General features: G+C 37.5%; 13 protein-coding genes. 6 read left to right on the forward strand and 7 right to left on the reverse strand.

Features of this window, described 5'->3' with window-relative positions:
• Nucleotides 1-4: 4 nt before the first annotated feature.
• The gene (locus tag BM327_RS05015) at nt 5-388 is read left to right on the forward strand and encodes a DUF1987 domain-containing protein (RefSeq protein WP_090247074.1); all 384 of its coding nucleotides are present in this window, start codon (nt 5-7) and stop codon (nt 386-388) included.
• The gene (coaE, locus tag BM327_RS05020) at nt 389-979 is read left to right on the forward strand and encodes a dephospho-CoA kinase (protein WP_090247075.1); all 591 of its coding nucleotides are present in this window, start codon (nt 389-391) and stop codon (nt 977-979) included. It begins immediately after the preceding gene.
• Here coaE and BM327_RS05025 read toward each other — a convergent pair.
• Complete coding sequence (locus BM327_RS05025) at nt 961-1,620, reverse strand: hypothetical protein (RefSeq protein ID WP_170853672.1); 660 nt, start codon at nt 1,618-1,620, stop codon at nt 961-963. The two genes, coaE and BM327_RS05025, sit on opposite strands and share 19 nt — an antisense overlap.
• 121 nt (nt 1,621-1,741) lie before the next feature.
• Here BM327_RS05025 and BM327_RS05030 point away from each other — a divergent pair, with 121 nt between their 5' ends.
• A complete protein-coding gene (locus tag BM327_RS05030) occupies nt 1,742-3,871 on the forward strand; it encodes a S46 family peptidase (RefSeq protein WP_090247615.1) in 2,130 nt (709 codons plus the stop codon).
• Nucleotides 3,872-3,873: 2 nt separating this feature from the next.
• Nucleotides 3,874-5,238 carry a M20/M25/M40 family metallo-hydrolase gene (locus BM327_RS05035; RefSeq protein WP_090247081.1) on the forward strand — a complete coding sequence of 455 codons (1,365 nt, stop codon included), beginning with the start codon at nt 3,874-3,876 and terminating at the stop codon, nt 5,236-5,238.
• 12 nt (nt 5,239-5,250) lie between these two features.
• Here the strand turns inward: BM327_RS05035 and BM327_RS05040 are convergent, their stop codons facing one another.
• Nucleotides 5,251-5,535, reverse strand: coding sequence for an FtsB family cell division protein (locus BM327_RS05040; protein ID WP_139230260.1), 285 nt, complete (start codon nt 5,533-5,535; stop codon nt 5,251-5,253).
• Between the two features lie 204 nt (nt 5,536-5,739).
• Between BM327_RS05040 and BM327_RS05045 the strand changes: the two genes are divergently transcribed.
• Both BM327_RS05045 and BM327_RS05050 read left to right on the forward strand, forming a co-directional pair.
• Complete coding sequence (locus tag BM327_RS05045) at nt 5,740-6,972, forward strand: ATP-binding protein (protein WP_090247085.1); 1,233 nt, start codon at nt 5,740-5,742, stop codon at nt 6,970-6,972.
• Between the two features lie 12 nt (nt 6,973-6,984).
• The gene (locus BM327_RS05050) at nt 6,985-8,241 is read left to right on the forward strand and encodes a sensor histidine kinase (protein WP_090247088.1); all 1,257 of its coding nucleotides are present in this window, start codon (nt 6,985-6,987) and stop codon (nt 8,239-8,241) included.
• Here the strand turns inward: BM327_RS05050 and BM327_RS05055 are convergent.
• The 5 genes from BM327_RS05055 to lon all read right to left on the reverse strand — a co-directional run bounded on the left by BM327_RS05055 (nt 8,230) and on the right by lon (nt 15,792).
• Nucleotides 8,230-9,141 carry an AAC(3) family N-acetyltransferase gene (locus BM327_RS05055; RefSeq protein ID WP_090247090.1) on the reverse strand — a complete coding sequence of 304 codons (912 nt, stop codon included), beginning with the start codon at nt 9,139-9,141 and terminating at the stop codon, nt 8,230-8,232. The two genes, BM327_RS05050 and BM327_RS05055, sit on opposite strands and share 12 nt — an antisense overlap.
• Nucleotides 9,141-9,929, reverse strand: coding sequence for a hypothetical protein (locus BM327_RS05060; protein WP_090247096.1), 789 nt, complete (start codon nt 9,927-9,929; stop codon nt 9,141-9,143). The genes BM327_RS05055 and BM327_RS05060 overlap by 1 nt, the downstream gene beginning before the upstream one ends.
• On the reverse strand, nt 9,930-12,026 hold the full coding sequence (locus BM327_RS05065) for a WG repeat-containing protein (RefSeq protein ID WP_090247098.1): 2,097 nt from the start codon (nt 12,024-12,026) through the stop codon (nt 9,930-9,932).
• A gap of 90 nt (nt 12,027-12,116) precedes the next feature.
• Nucleotides 12,117-13,346 carry a DEAD/DEAH box helicase gene (locus BM327_RS05070; protein WP_090247100.1) on the reverse strand — a complete coding sequence of 410 codons (1,230 nt, stop codon included), beginning with the start codon at nt 13,344-13,346 and terminating at the stop codon, nt 12,117-12,119.
• 1 nt (nt 13,347) lies between these two features.
• Nucleotides 13,348-15,792, reverse strand: a complete 2,445-nt coding sequence (gene lon, locus BM327_RS05075; RefSeq protein WP_090247102.1) for an endopeptidase La — start codon at nt 15,790-15,792, stop codon at nt 13,348-13,350.
• Nucleotides 15,793-15,898 lie beyond the last annotated feature (106 nt).

The following is a 15,898-nucleotide window of genomic DNA, read 5'->3' on the forward strand; positions in this document are numbered from 1 at the left end:
AATTATGGAAAATTTAATCATAGAAGGGACACAAAAAACACCTAGCATACATTTTTCGAAAGAAACTGGAGTTTTGGAAATCAAAGGAAGATCCATTCCTGAAAACTCTATAGAGTTTTACAAACCAATTAATGAGTGGATAGCAAACTATGGTGAGCAGCCTAAAGGTAGCACCACGGTTGACATAAAATTAGAATATTTCAACACCTCTTCTTCCAAGTGTATATTAGACTTATTAAAAGCCCTAGAAGCTATTAACGGTAAGGGAACGGATATTAAGGTTAATTGGTACTTCGAAGAAGACGACGAGGATATGGAAGAAGCTGGTGAGGATTACCAAGCCATTATCAAACTTCCTTTCACCATGGTTGAAGTAGACGAAATCTAAATGACAGCTTTAAAAGTTGGTATAACAGGTGGAATAGGCGCGGGAAAATCAATAGTTTCTCAGATTTTCGAGCACCTTGGCTACCCTGTTTTTAATTCAGATCAAGTTGCCAAAGATTTAATGGTAAACAATTCAGAATTAAAACAGCAAATCATTGCTTTGTTTGGTGAACAAGCTTATGAAAACAACCAACTTAACAGGGCACATCTTTCAGCCATCGTTTTTAAAGACAAGTCAAAGATAGAAGCGCTTAATCAAATTGTACATCCGGCGGTTCGCGCGGCCTTTGACCAAGCAGCTAAGAATAGCTCGGCTCCCATGATATTCAATGAAGCAGCAATCTTATACGAAACAGGAGCCTATAAAAACTTCGACCATATTATTCTCGTAACCGCCGATGAGGACATCAAAATTCAGCGAACGATGGCCAGAGATAAGGTTACAGAAGAAGCGGTTAAGGCGCGCTTAGCCAACCAAATGAGCGATGCGGAAAAACGCTCCTTTGCTCCTTTCGAAATTATTAATGATGGAAGTCAACTAGTTCTTCCACAGGTTTTGAGTTTTATTGCGAATTATTCAACTTCTTCGTAGTCGTCGAATTCATCCTCACCTTTATTCCCCAAACTATTGTGGTTAGAACCTTGAGGTCCCCCCGAATTATTTCTTGCGGGTACTCCTAAAAGCATTTGAATTCCATTAACCAGTTTCAATATTATTGAAACCATGAAAAAGAATCCTACCACCTTAAAAATGAAACCAAAAATAGGTGTATCTTCTATGTTTAGAATGCTATCATAAAACCAATTACTTACAGGGTTTTGCGACAAACTAGGTTCTACTACAAACAGCACAAAGAAAGCAAGGGCTAACAAGATCACTATTCCTTCAGTTCTTTTGTTAAACGTATCACCTACCCCTCTATTCATCAATCTTCCTTGTAATTGAACAAAGGCATTTCTTACTTCTGCGTTTTGATATTTCCCCAAGAAATACATCAACAAAACTCCTCCTGCAACCACCAATCGCGGGTAATTGATAAGTCCATCTTCTTGGTATATGCAAAACATAAAGGTCACATCCACCAAAAAGAAATAACGAATGAGTTTCAAAATATAGGTCTCCACTTGAGATTTCGGAGCTGCTCCTCTTAGCAAGTTAATTCCTGCATTGATTATCCACCAGATAAAACCAAAGATGGCAAACACCACCCCTAAACGAAATATAAAATTCAATGTATCCACACTACAAAAATGCAATTTCTAAACCATTTACAAAGCAATTTTTAGGCTTTTCCTAGACACTTTGGTATATTTACCATGCGGAAAAATGAAGCACAACTATAATAACAATTACATGAAAAAATTACTCTTGATTTTATGTGTAGGTATCGGATTCTTCGGTAGATCTGAAGAAGGTATGATCATACCTACCCTACTTTCAGCTTTTGAATCGGACATGCAAGCCATGGGGATGAAATTAAGTGCTGAAGATATCTATGACGCCAACAACGCGAGTATTAAAGACGCCGTTATGCATTTTGGAGGAGGTTGTACAGCTGAGATCGTTTCTGATCAAGGTTTAATGTTGACCAATCACCACTGTGGATTTTCACAAATCAATGCCCACTCTACCTTAGAAAACAACTATTTAAAATACGGTTTCTGGGCCAAATCAAAGGAAGACGAATTAGCCAATCCTGGACTTACAGCTACGCGTATGGTTCGCATAGAAGATGTTACCCGAGCTACCCTTGCTGGTACCGAAGATTTATCAGGTAACGACTTGGCATTAAAAATTAGAACTAACATTGCACTTCTAGTTTCTGAGGCTACAAAAGGAACACATTATACAGCGGAAATCAAGCCTTTTGATTACGGTAATAGTTACTACCTTTTGGTAAAAGAGGAGTTTTTAGACGTACGTTTGGTAGGTGCACCACCGTCAACAGTAGGTAAATTTGGAGGAGATACAGACAACTGGGTATGGCCACGTCATACAGGAGATTTCTCTGTATTTAGAATTTACGCTGGTGAAAACAACGAGCCTGCAGAATACAGTACTAACAACAAGCCTTACCAGCCTTTACACTACCTTCCTGTATCTATCAAGGATAGAGCAGAGAATGATTTTACTATGGTGTTTGGTTTTCCAGGAAGAACTTACCAACACACAATCTCAAGCGAATTAGCTTTTATTATTGATACACAAAGACCTGCTCAAATCAGAATGAGAGATCACTCATTGTCGGTTATCAAGCCTGCTATGAAAGCTTCTGAAGCTACCACTTTACAATACGCCTCTAAGCAATCTAGAATTGCGAACGCTTGGAAAAAATGGATAGGACAAATTGATGGTTTAAAGAGAAACGACGCCGTAGCTAAAAAATTAGCCTACGAAAAGCGTTACACTGAACAAGCCAACTTAAACAGAAACTGGAAAGAAAAATACGGTACAGTTGTTCAAGATTTAAATGCTTTGGCAACCAAATACAACAACGCCAATTTTGCTTACGAGATGTTCATAGAATACATGTACTACGGTCCTGAAGCTATACGTACAGCTCGTAATCTTTACGGAAAACTTATAGATACGGCAATCTTTCAAAATGCAGAGAAATTGGCTCAATTAAAAGCAGATTTAATCGCTGGAGCAGAAGGTCATTTTAAAAACTTCGACGCCAACATAGATAAAGAGATTTTCAAATTACAAACGGCTGAATACATTAAGCATTTAGATGAAAGCATGATGCCTGAAATTTTAAAGGGCATGGATGTGAACTCATTTGCAGAAGAAGCTTACGAAAAATCAATTACTGCGAACAAGGAAAAATACATCAAGTTCATTGAAAAATTAAGCTTGAAATCAGCTAAAAAATTCATGAAAGACCCTATGTTCCAATTGTACCATGATGTAGACAACACTTTCAGATCTAAGGTCTTGAACGATGTAAGAATTTACAGCACGAAAAAGAACGAATTGATGAAAACTTACGTAGCGGGTAAATACGAAATGTTCCCAGACGATAAGCATTGGGCAGATGCCAACAGTACTTTACGTGTTACTTACGGTAAATTAGAAGGTAGCTACCCTACAGATGGAATAAAATACACACCACATACTACTCTTAAAGGTTTGATAGAAAAACACAATACAGGAAATCCTGACTTTGAAGTATTGCCACGTATGATAGAATTATACGAAGCCAAAGACTACGGTCAGTACGCACAAGATGGTGAGTTATGGGTATGTTTTACAGGGTCTAACCACACTACAGGTGGTAACTCAGGTTCTCCAGTTTTAGATGCTGAAGGAAACTTAGTCGGATTAAACTTTGACAGAAGTTGGGAAAGCACCATGAGTGATTACATGTTTGATGCTTCTCGTTGTAGAAACATTACCGTAGACGTTCGTTACGTCTTATGGATCATGGATACTTACGCCAATGCTGGTCACCTTGTTGATGAAATGACCTTAATAAAATAATTATGAAGTACATCAGTTTATTTGTTCTCCTTTTTTCATTGTCTATTGTCCAAGCGCAGCAAACAGACAGCGTTTTCATCAAATCACTATTCAATAGCGCCTTAACAGAAGGAAAAGCTTATGAAGATTTGAGAAGTCTGTGTAAAGATGTGGGCGCGCGCTTATCGGGTTCAGCCGAGGCAGATATGGCCATTAAATGGGGAATGAATAAACTGATGTCTTACGATTTCGATACCGTTTACCTCCAAGAAATTGAAATCCCGCATTGGGAAAGAGGTTCTAAAGAGGCAGCATGGGTAGAAACGAGTAAGGGCGAAATTATTAAACTGGACATCTTAGCTTTGGGTGGTTCTGTACCTACTCAAGGACTCGTGCATCATGAACTTGTATACTTCAAAGATTTAGAAGCTTTAAAAGCAGCCAAAAAGAAAGAGGTAGAAGGAAAGATTGTTTTCATTAACCAAGCTATGGATGCCACGCAGATAACCACTTTTAATGCGTACGGCATGTGTTGGCCTATGCGCGGTTTAGGAGCTATAGAAGCTGCTAAAAAAGGAGCTCACGCAGTAGTCATTCGTTCTTTAGGACTCCCTCAGGATGATCATCCGCACACGGGGTCTATGGTGTACAATGAGGATGTAGAAAAAATTCCAGCAGCTGCTCTTTCTACAAATTCAGCCAATTTACTTGCCGAAAGAATACAGGAAGAAAAACTCACGCTTTCTCTTCAATTAAACTGCAGAACACTTCCCAATCGAAAATCATACAACGTAATAGCCGAGCTATGGGGAAGTGAAAAAAAGAATGAAATCATCACCTTTGGGGGACATTTAGACAGTTGGGATGTAGGTGAAGGAGCACACGACGACGGAGCTGGTATTGTTCACTCTATGGAAGCTTTGCGCTTATTAAAAGCAGCTAACTATACACCCAAACATACCCTAAGATGTGTTTTCTTTATGAATGAAGAAAATGGAAACATGGGTGGAAAAACCTATGCCGACTGGACCTTAGAACGTGGGGATGTTCAAATTGCCGCCATTGAAAGTGATAGAGGAGGTTTTGCGCCTAGAGGTTTTTCTTGTGCTGGAACAGCTGAGCATGTTACTTGGTTAAAGACACTAGCACCTCTGCTAAAACCCTATGAGTTACATAAGTTTGAAAAAGGTTATGGTGGTGTGGATATCAATCCCTTAAAAGACAACTACCCTTCTATTGCCTTATTTGGATTTGTACCAGATTCTCAACGTTACTTTGATTTTCACCATACAGCGGATGATGTATTTGAGAATGTACACAAAAGAGAGTTGGAATTAGGATGTGCAAGTATGGCCGCTTTAATCTACTTGATAGATCAACAATTTTAATTGTATATCCCTTTATTCGTAGGTAATTACAAAGATGTCTTCATCTTCTTTTTTGAACATCTTTTTTTCGCGCGCAAACTTTTCTAATGCGTTAATATCACTCAATTCATCCAAAACCATTTTTGTTTGTTGCAATTGAATTTCCATTTCATCTCTCTCCTCTTTCAATTCGCTTAATTTAGCTTTTTGGTGAAAAATGGTAATGATATCCACATCATCTAAAAACAAGATGTACACCAAGAAAATACTGAATGTTATTACGTATTTATTCCTGAAATATTTGAGTCGCTTAATCACGGTATAAAGCTCTTAATTTCTCGGCTTCATCCAACCGGAAATACACTAAACTTATAAACATAGCCTCCTTAGTATCTTCCCTTTAACTTCACCAACGATTCGACACGCTTTAAGGTGTTTTCAACAGATTAGATACGTCTATTCATCGAATTAAAAGTTGAATGCCTATATCTATATCTATCTTCATTACATATTAGGTTCTCAATGCGTTATAAAAACTACATCATTTATGTATTTATACTGTTTTTGGTCATCTACTCGAATGCGGAGTTCACCTCAAATCAGAATCAAATACACAACAAGTTCAGTACATGGACAAAACAGGCTCACGACCAAAAATTGCTGAGTGAAAGTATTCTTTCAGAGTATTACCACCCGCTGTATTCTGGTGGAGTAAAAATCAACCTTAAAAGCAATATTCTTGAGCTACAGCGCAGGAATGATACCTTCATGCAAAAGAATACCTGTCAAGAATATTTAACGTTTAAAGCGATACTAGACACGAGTATTCAGCAACTATTGGTTTTAAATGAAAAAGAGCAAAATAATTTAACTCCCTACCTATTTGCCAATACCATTAATGGCATACAAGACAAGTTAGATATGATCATCGCCCACTTTGAAGAAGAGGAGGTAGATGATATTACATCCATTCAAAATTGGCAACTAAGTTTTAACATCGCAATCTTTCTAGTAATTGGCTACCTCTTTTATGCCGGTATTTTTAGAACAAACCAAGAACTTTCGGAAGAAAACTTGAAAAAGCAGTCAACCATAGACGACTTAAAATCACAGCAAAGTAATTTAGGTGAAAACATCTACGTTCAAACCTTTGGTATAAAAGAGCACTTAAGTAACCTTGAACAATTGCTGCCCAATTTAGAAAATGTTGACCAAGAAGCACAGGAGCTCATTGATGATAATCTCTACGAAATTAAACATGCCTTAAACACTTTGAACTTGTACTTTCAATCTAGCGTGCAAGAGGCGGATGTTTCTACTAATTTATCTAAGCCTTTTCATCAAATAGCTGATTACTTTAATTTACAAGAAAACACTTTAATAGATTTACCTTCAGAATTAAGGGTGAAGTGCGAAAACCAAGACCTATTATTGTTCGCCAAATTCCTATTCAAAATCTGTAAGGAAAACCAAAAAGAAAATGAGGCGCTTAAAATTTCTATTCATCATGAAATAAAAGAAGGCTTTGTTCATATTTATGTGAAAGACAATGGAAAAGGAATACGTCCTGAAAACTTAGCTAAACTTTTTAAGCTTAGTTCTACTTTGGAGTATAACCCAGAAAAACAAGCTGTAAATGCTTTTCATTTTTCACTTCTAAAAAAGATAATTAACGACTATCAAGGCGACTTTAAGGTTGAATCTGATGGTGAGCAGGGTACTTCATACAACTTTACTTTACCGATTCACACCTAAGTAAATCAAAGCATGCACCAAAAGAAATACATATTGGCCATCGTACTTGCTGTACTTGTACTCGCTTTTAATCAAGGCTACATACAGTATTGTTTAAACTTAAAGAACCAAGATGCAGTTTTGATTAATACAGCGGGGAAACAACGTATGTACAGTCAAAAGATTTTACATGAATACGAGCTGTGGTATATCAGTGGTACCCCTCCAGCAGACCTTATGGATTTGTATAGGGAGTGGAAATTGAAAAATGAAGAGTTACTCGAACATTCCTTAGATAATAAAGAGGATGATTTTAGCACTTTACAAAATCTCAGTCACCTTATTGAAACGCAAGAACCCTTATTAAAAAGTTTTCCTACAAGAGCTAACATAGAACAATTAAACTCATCTATGCAGTACTTTTTAACAACCATGGATGACTTGGTGTTGGAGTATCAGCACAAAGCAGATGAAAAATTGAGCAACATCAGACAGGTGGAATTCTTGCTCTTTGGATTATCACTACTCCTACTTTTCTTAGAATTCTATTTTGTTTTTGGTCCACTTATACGTGATCTTACCGCAAAGTCTAAAGCCCTGAAAAAAAGTTATGAAAGCCTAGCCCAAAGAAAACACGAATTGGAGCAACTTACTTATGCCATTTCTCATGATATTCAGGAGCCTATAAGTATGTTTCAATCCCTACTCAATCGGTACCAAAAGAAGAAAAAGAAGGGTGAAATTATATTCAACGAAAAAATCATTGATCACTTAAACTTACGTATAAGTAAAGCCAACAAACTCTTGTCTGACCTTCTTGTTTACACGGGCAGTAGAGTTAAGCATACCAAAGAATCTTTTGATCTTAAAACACTTGTTGCGGAGGTAGCATCAAAGATAAATTGTCATGAAAAAATTGATACTTCGGAGATACATAACTTAAAATTATATGGTTATAAATCAGATATTTCTTTAGTTCTAGAACATTTATTAATTAATGCAATTACCTATCAGTCAAAAGATAGATTATTACAGGTTAAGATACACCAAGAAATTGAAGACAAACATTGCGTGATAAAAATTAAGGATAATGGAATTGGTATAGCAGAACACAAAATACATACGGTATTTAACCTCTTCAAAAGTGGAGATAAGGAAAGTGCACAGCGCACAGGCTTTGGATTAGCTTTTTGCAAAAAAATTATCGAAGAACACGGAGGTAAAATTGGAGTTTCCTCCCAATTGGATGAGGGAACAGAGTTTTATTTTCGTCTGCCCCTAGTTTCCTAAACTTTCACCCTTCGGTGTATACATTGTTATCCCTTCCTTCTCGTAGTAATAAATCATGTGTTCGAGCATTTTTTCAGCATCAAACAAGTAGGTCTTTGCTTTCCCAACGCGTACCTCCTTGGCCACACCTTTCTCTATAAATAAAGGCAGCAATTCATCACATTTTCTCAAAGCCGAAAATTCTGGGTTATGCACCTTTGTTGTAATAGTGCTTAGGTTACCGTTCACATCTTTTAAATCAACTGTAAATTCTTCTTTAAAGTAAACGGGATATTTAAAATCTGCCACCGCATCTTCCATACAGTGTAAACTTGTACCTGCATTGTCTAAACTAACGCCTATGTAGAGAATTTTCCCTCCCCTTTTTGCCAACTTATACCAGGGTGAATTTTGGGCATAAGGCGTATTATCCAATTGATGATCTTTGGTAAAATACTCGGCATCTTTACCTATACAACTCACAGGTTCTGTAGGATGTAAGCTTCGAATGGCCTGGGGTAAATTTCTAAAATATTCAGTGATTGCCCCCAGCGCACTTTTATCATTCACTACGTCAAAACACTTTAAATTTCTGATGTAATCCAATTGAAGTGATGCATTGGGAGAATTCGGCATCAATAAATTTCCATTTTCGCCAACACTTTGTAACAAAGCATCTACTACCGCTTGAGGTCCACCTTCAACAAAACCTATTTTAGACAAACTAGAATGTACCAAAAGGTTATCACCCTCTACTATGCCTATGGCCTTAAAAGTTTGAATTAGATCTGCCGTTGTAAGTACATCCCCCTTTTGCTTTTGTTGCTCTAGGGCTGCATTCACCTTCTTTTTTTTGTATTTGCGGAATGCATTTAATAAGAACTGAGGAGTATTACTTCTCACAAAATCTTTGAGTGCCATTATTGATAGATAAAGGTGTATTTAATGTAACCATTTTGGCTCCTTGGAGCACTTTCGGCATAATTGAAACGAGAAATTAACGCATATTCTTCTGCTTTGGCTATCATACAAGGACTTGCATTAGAACTTCTTTTCGGGTCGTATTTGGCAGAAATCACCTTACCATTTTGTCCAACTTTTATATCCACAACCACTACTCCATCTACATTTCCACAGGTATAACCGGGATTTCTTACATACCAATCGTTGTTGTTCAGCGGCGTTCTTTTAGACAATTGAAAGCTCACCATAGTCTCCGCTTTTATACCCGTAGAGCTAGAGGCCTGATTTTGCGTCTTCGTTTTGGTTTGCGGTTGAGGCTTGGGTTTACTTTCATTCTCCGTAACATCCATATTGCTTTCAGTAGGTTTACTTCCCTCTTTTTGTCCGGCAATCTCTTGTTTCATCGCCTCTTCTACATCATAGGCATTTTGAGAAGGATCTGTTACGGACGAAGTATAATTTTCTGGTTGCTCTACTTTTTCTCGGGTATCATCTACATTTTGAACCATGTTCTTTACGTCCTTTGTCATTTCGTAAAGTTCTTGTTCGGCTGGAGTTTCAATTTGATCGGGGGTAATTTCTATATCGTCCTTCTCATCGTATCGACCTTCAAAATTCCATTTCTCGTAATCTACTTTCTCTTCATAGGTTGCGATTTGAAAATAAAAAAACAGGGCTACGTGTACTCCCAAAGTTGCGAGTATACCATATTTATGTTTCTCTATGAAGGCTGTAAACTTATACACTTATTGAATTGAAATAAAACGATTTGTACTGATTTGATAATAACTAAAAGTTTCTCCTGCGTAAAGGATAAACAAATCCTCATCTTGTTGTTTAATTCTATGATAAATCGGCGGAACAACTACCTCTCCTTTAACGTTAATGATTCCCATTCTATTGTTTTGGTTAACCACCAACAATTCATCTGTTAAATAGCGGATATCCATGTATTCTGCAGGAATAACAAACTCGCCCATCTCGTTGATAGCACCGTATTTACTATTTTGTTGCACAATACCTATGCCCGATCTAAAGCTCTCGGCATATTCGTATTGGTAAGGAATAATCAAACGTGTTGTTAAGTTGGTATAGCCCCATCCATTTCCTTTGGTTATCGCTATTAGCTTTCCATAATCTCCTATGTAACTAAACACAGCTGGTATCACTACTTTCCCCAATGAATCTATCATTCCGTATTTTCCGGCCTGATTGATACGAGCATAGTTATTTCTAAACTCAGCCAATTCCTGTGCATTATCGAATACGTCAAAGGTTTGTGCATCAATAATCATATTTCCACGTGCGTCTACATAACCTATTTTACCATTTTTCATGAATAAAATACGATTACTTGACAACACTCCTATTTCGTCCAAAGGTTCTAAGATAACCTCATCGTAGTTCACATCAACCAGTTTTTGATACCCATATTTTTTCGCCTTCAACACCTCATCAGAAAGCCAAATTAAATCTTCATATCTCGGTTGTAAATAATAAGTACCATCCTTGTATATGTAGCCTACTTTACCATTTTCTGTAACTTTTGCAACGCCATCATTGAAGGAATATGCTTCTTGGTAAATAGGATCTAACAAAGTACTTCCAAAGGCATCGTAGTAACCGTAGAGTTGACCTTCTTTCTTACCGTAACACATACCTTCCATAAACGGACCTAAATCTTCAAAAATGGTAGGAATTACCATCTCTCCTGTTCTGTCTATCATTCCCATTTTACCGTTCATTTCAACCACTGCTCTACCGTTCACAAAGTCATAAGCATCGTCAAAAACATAGTCGGCCACTTGCACTCCGGTTTTATCAATATAACCGTATAATCCATCCTTTTCTACTATGGCCATACCTTCTTTAAAGAAACCTGCAGATAAAAACTGCGCTTCCACCACTAAGCTTCCTTTAGAATCCATGTAACCATACTTCCCATCTATTTGTATCGGCAATAAATCTTCCTCTACCAAAGCCAACTCCTTTTCTACCTTATCTCCAAAAGGAAAGGCAGGGTATTTCTTTTTGAACTTCTCTATACTTGTTTTGGAATAATCTACGGTAGAAAGTTTATACAACTTCATCCAAGCTTCATTTACCCTTGGGTGATTAGAATACCTACTTACAAATTGCGCATATTCTTCTATAGAATGATTAGGAATACTTAATTCGTACACTTGATCTTGCGCATACTTTCTATACGGCGAGTTGGGATAACTCAAAGAAAACTTATGGAAAGCCTCTACTGTACCTTCTTTTGTGTTTTCTGAAAACTGAGTTCTGAAATAATCACGTTGAATTTCGTCGGCAAATACTGAGGTAGGATATTTACTTAAAAACTCTTGATATCCCTTATTACTGTCATCCGCCTTAGCAATAATATATGCCAATTGATCGCGCAAAAAAACCGCACTATCTACATACTTGCTCTCTGTATGCGTATTGATGTAGTAATTGTAACGCGCTATGGTATTTTCTTCTTGAACTTTCAAGAAGTATTTCTCGTTAATGTCTGCCCTTAAACTTCTTAAAGAATCTATGGAATAATCATAGTTCTCTTTGTACTCCAATATGGTTTTGGGCTCTAAATCTACATAAGCGTTTATCGCCGTATTCACCATTAGGTAGGCCTTATCTAAATCTGTGAAAGGATTGTCTCCCCTACTATACAAAGCAGCCAAAGCAAAACTTGCTAGCGTAGAATCTCTTTGAACTACTTTCTCTAACTTCTCTTTTGCTTCGAAGTAATTGTACGCTTGCATGGCTTCAAAACCTTTTTTCGTTGCACAGCCTGCAATCATTACAGTTCCTAGGAAAATATATAATGCTTTCTTCATTTTAGTTGTCTCAAAAATATTAAGAAATGATTTTCTGATTAGGCCCAAAAATAAGAAAAGCAGATTGATTTATTATCTGCTTCTCTTCTTTTACCATTTATCTTTTGTGCCGAATTCTTCGTTGGCTTTGTTGAGTAGACTCTGCCAATCGTCTGAACCGTCATCACTGTCATCTATTATCGATTTATACTCCATTTTTGAGATTTCGTAAACCTCTATCTCATTACCGGTGTATTCTTCTATAGCCTCTAGGTATTCTTTTTCTTGTGGACTACAAAAAGCGATGGCCCATCCCTTTTCTTTACCACGTCCTGTTCTACCTACACGGTGAACATAGTTTTCTGGTTCTTCTGGTAAATCATAATTCACCACATAACCCACACCCGGAATATCTATTCCTCGCGCAGCAACATCTGTAGTGATCAACACCTTACATTCTCCAGATTTGAATTTAGAAAGAATGGAAAATCTATCTTTTTGTTCAACATCACCGTGAATCGTCTCTGCTTCAATAGCCACACGTTCCATCGCTTTTTTCACACGCTCGGCTCTCACCTTGGTACGTACAAAAACGATTAACTTTTGCTCTTCATTTTCTTTGATTAAATTTTCCAAGAAAAAGCGTTTGTCGTCCATCTCTACAAAGGCTACACTGTGCTCTATATTCTTGGCTACAGGATTCTTTGGAGAGATTTGTATACGAATGGCATTACGCACTAAGTCGTAGGCCAATTCTTTGATCTTTTTATTAATCGTTGCAGAAAAGAACAAAGTCTGACGTTTCTTAGGAATGTGACGCATCACATCTTTGATATCCTTGATAAAACCAAGGTCCAACATGTGATCGGCTTCATCCAAGACCAATACTTTAAGTCCAGAAATATCCAAGTGTTTTTGAGCGATTAAATCAAACATACGTCCTGGCGTAGAAATCACTACATCTACTCCATTGTTCAACTGTGCAATTTGCTGATCTTGTTCTACACCACCGTAAATCGCAGCCACTTTCACCTTAATGTGTCTGGCCACATCTTTATACACTTCTTCAATTTGCTTGGCCAACTCACGGGTTGGAACCATAACCAAAGTATGTACAGTTTTTTTGGCGTATTTACTCTGTTTGTTTTGCAGTATCAACTCCAAAGTTGGAATTACAAAACTTGCCGTTTTACCGGTACCCGTTTGCGCAATGGCCAACACATCTTCTCCATCCAAAATCGGTTTAATGGCTTTAAATTGTATGTCTGTAGGACGATTCCATCCTAAAGCCTCTAACCTTTCCTTAATTTCAGGAGCTATTTTGTAATCCTTAAACTTCATCTTAATCTATACTAACTGGATTTTTAACCTTCGTTTCTAATAACGCAATATCTAAAACTTCTTTCATATTCGTTACAAAATGGAAAGTTAATCCTTTTAGATAATCTTCTTTTATTTCTTCTATGTCTTGTCTGTTCTTTTCACACAAGATGATTTCTTTGATCTTCGCTCTTTTGGCTGCCAAGATTTTTTCCTTGATTCCTCCTACAGGCAATACTTCACCTCTTAAAGTAATCTCTCCGGTCATGGCCAAGTATTTCTTCACTTTACGTTGCGTGAACAAACTCGCCAAAGAAGTCAACATAGTAATACCCGCTGACGGACCATCTTTTGGTGTTGCACCCTCTGGCACGTGAATGTGAACATTGTGATTTTCGAATACCTCTTGCTTTAACCCAAACCAATCTGCGTGCGCTTTCAAGTATTCCAAGGCAATTACAGCACTCTCTTTCATTACATCACCCAGGTTACCTGTAAGGGTTAGTTTTCCTTTCCCTTTCGTAATTAAGGATTCAATGAACAATATGTCTCCACCCACAGAAGTCCAAGCCAAACCTGTAACTACACCTGCCGTTTCGTTGTTATCGTACTTGGTTCTTCCTCTACCTGGACCCAATACTTTTTTGATGTGTTCTAAAGAAAGTTTTGTTACGTATTCTTCTTCTAAAGCAATTTGCTTGGCTCGGTTACGTACCAACTTAGAAATGATTTTATCCAAACCACGTACACCACTTTCGGCTGTGTACTCCTCAACTACAAATTCTAATAGTTTTTTAGAGATACTGAATTGACCTTTCTTCACCCCATGATTCCCCAATTGTTTTGGAATCAAGTGTTGCTTAGCAATTTCTATTTTCTCTTCAACCGTATAACCATTCACCTCTATGATTTCCATACGGTCTCTCAACGGACCTTGAATGGTACTTAAATCATTCGCTGTGGCAATGAACAAAACATTAGACAAGTCGTATTCTGTTTCTACATAATTATCGTAGAACTCAGTATTTTGCTCTGGATCCAATACTTCTAGTAAAGCAGAAGATGGATCTCCGTGGTTGCTTCTACCCAACTTATCTATCTCATCCAATACAAAAACTGGATTAGAACTTTTGGCCTTTTTAATGTTTTGAATCACACGACCTGGCATAGCCCCTATGTAGGTTTTTCTGTGACCACGAATCTCGCTTTCATCGTGTACACCCCCTAAGGACATACGTACATATTCTCTACCTAAAGACTCTGCAATACTTTTTCCTAAAGAAGTTTTACCCACTCCTGGAGGTCCGTAAAAACAAAGTATAGGCGATTTCATATCTTTCTTCAATTTCAATACGGCAAGGTATTCTAAGATACGCTCTTTCACCTTTTCTAACCCGTAGTGATCTCTATCCAATATCTTCGCGGCACGCTTGATGTTCAAGTTGTCTTTCGAGTACTCACCCCAAGGAAGTTCTAAAAGTAAATCCAAGTAGTTCATTTGAACGGTGTACTCAGCAGATTGTGGATTCATGCGTTCCACTTTTTGCAATTCTTTTAAAAAGATCTGCGCAACTTTTTTGTTCCACTTTTTCTTTTCAGCGCGTTCTTGCATGCGCTTGAATTCTTCCTCTTGCGGATTACCACCCAATTCATCTTGTATGGTTCTCATTTGCTGGTGCAAGTAGTACTCACGCTGTTGCTTGTCCAAATCTTGCTTAACACGCGTTTGAATTTCATTACGCATTTCCAAGGCTTGCGCTTCGGCAGTTAAGTGTTCCAAGACTTTCATTGCACGTGCTTTCAAATCGCTTTCCTCTAACATTTCTTGCTTCTGGGTAACATCAGCATTCATGTTGGAAGAAATGAAATTCAATAAGAAAGTTGGACTCTCTATGTTTTTAATAGCGAATTGCGCTTCAGAAGGAATATTTGGAGAATCTTTGATGATGCGCAATGCCAAATCTTTCATGGTATCGATAATTGCATCAAACTCCTCATCTTCTTTCGGGAATTTAGCTTCTTTAAAGTAAGAAACCTTTGCCTTGAAATAAGGCTCTGATTGAACAGGAGTTTCTAATTTGAAACGTCTTTTCCCTTGAATAATAACTGTGCTAGAACCGTCTGGCATCTTCAGCAAACGAACGATTTGTGCAACCGTTCCTACTTCGTGCATATCTGCGAACTCTGGTCTTTCCTCCGCTGAATTCTTTTGAGAAAGAACCCCTATGATTTTAGAACCATCATTTGCCTCTTGTATCAATTTTAAAGACTTATCTCTTCCTACGGTGATAGGAATAACAACTCCTGGAAAAAGAACATTATTTCTCAAAGGCAGTATGGCTAACTCCTCTGGAAAATCTTGGTTGTTCATTGTTTCCTCCTCCTCTGGTGTGATTAACGGAATAAACTCTGCGTCGGCATCCATAGGACCATTAAAATTGAACATATCATCAAAAATTTTACTCATATTATAAATAGGCTTGCGCCATTCTGTCAGTGTATATAAAAAATATCCGCCTCATACACCTTAAAACGATGTATGTAAAAGCGGATATATAATGTGGCAACTGCTG

This window comes from Lishizhenia tianjinensis (genome assembly GCF_900116425.1).
Taxonomy (GTDB): Bacteria; Bacteroidota; Bacteroidia; order Flavobacteriales_D; family Crocinitomicaceae; genus Lishizhenia; species Lishizhenia tianjinensis.

Coding starts and splice junctions, on each gene's coding strand:
- lon (WP_090247102.1), bottom strand. CDS start 15,792: ATGAGTAAAATTTTTGATGATATGTTCAATTTTAATGGTCCTATGGAT.
- BM327_RS05050 (WP_090247088.1), top strand. CDS start 6,985: ATGCACCAAAAGAAATACATATTGGCCATCGTACTTGCTGTACTTGTA.
- coaE (WP_090247075.1), top strand. CDS start 389: ATGACAGCTTTAAAAGTTGGTATAACAGGTGGAATAGGCGCGGGAAAA.
- BM327_RS05030 (WP_090247615.1), top strand. CDS start 1,742: ATGAAAAAATTACTCTTGATTTTATGTGTAGGTATCGGATTCTTCGGT.
- BM327_RS05065 (WP_090247098.1), bottom strand. CDS start 12,026: ATGAAGAAAGCATTATATATTTTCCTAGGAACTGTAATGATTGCAGGC.
- BM327_RS05045 (WP_090247085.1), top strand. CDS start 5,740: ATGCGTTATAAAAACTACATCATTTATGTATTTATACTGTTTTTGGTC.
- BM327_RS05070 (WP_090247100.1), bottom strand. CDS start 13,346: ATGAAGTTTAAGGATTACAAAATAGCTCCTGAAATTAAGGAAAGGTTA.
- BM327_RS05055 (WP_090247090.1), bottom strand. CDS start 9,141: ATGGCACTCAAAGATTTTGTGAGAAGTAATACTCCTCAGTTCTTATTA.
- BM327_RS05035 (WP_090247081.1), top strand. CDS start 3,874: ATGAAGTACATCAGTTTATTTGTTCTCCTTTTTTCATTGTCTATTGTC.
- BM327_RS05015 (WP_090247074.1), top strand. CDS start 5: ATGGAAAATTTAATCATAGAAGGGACACAAAAAACACCTAGCATACAT.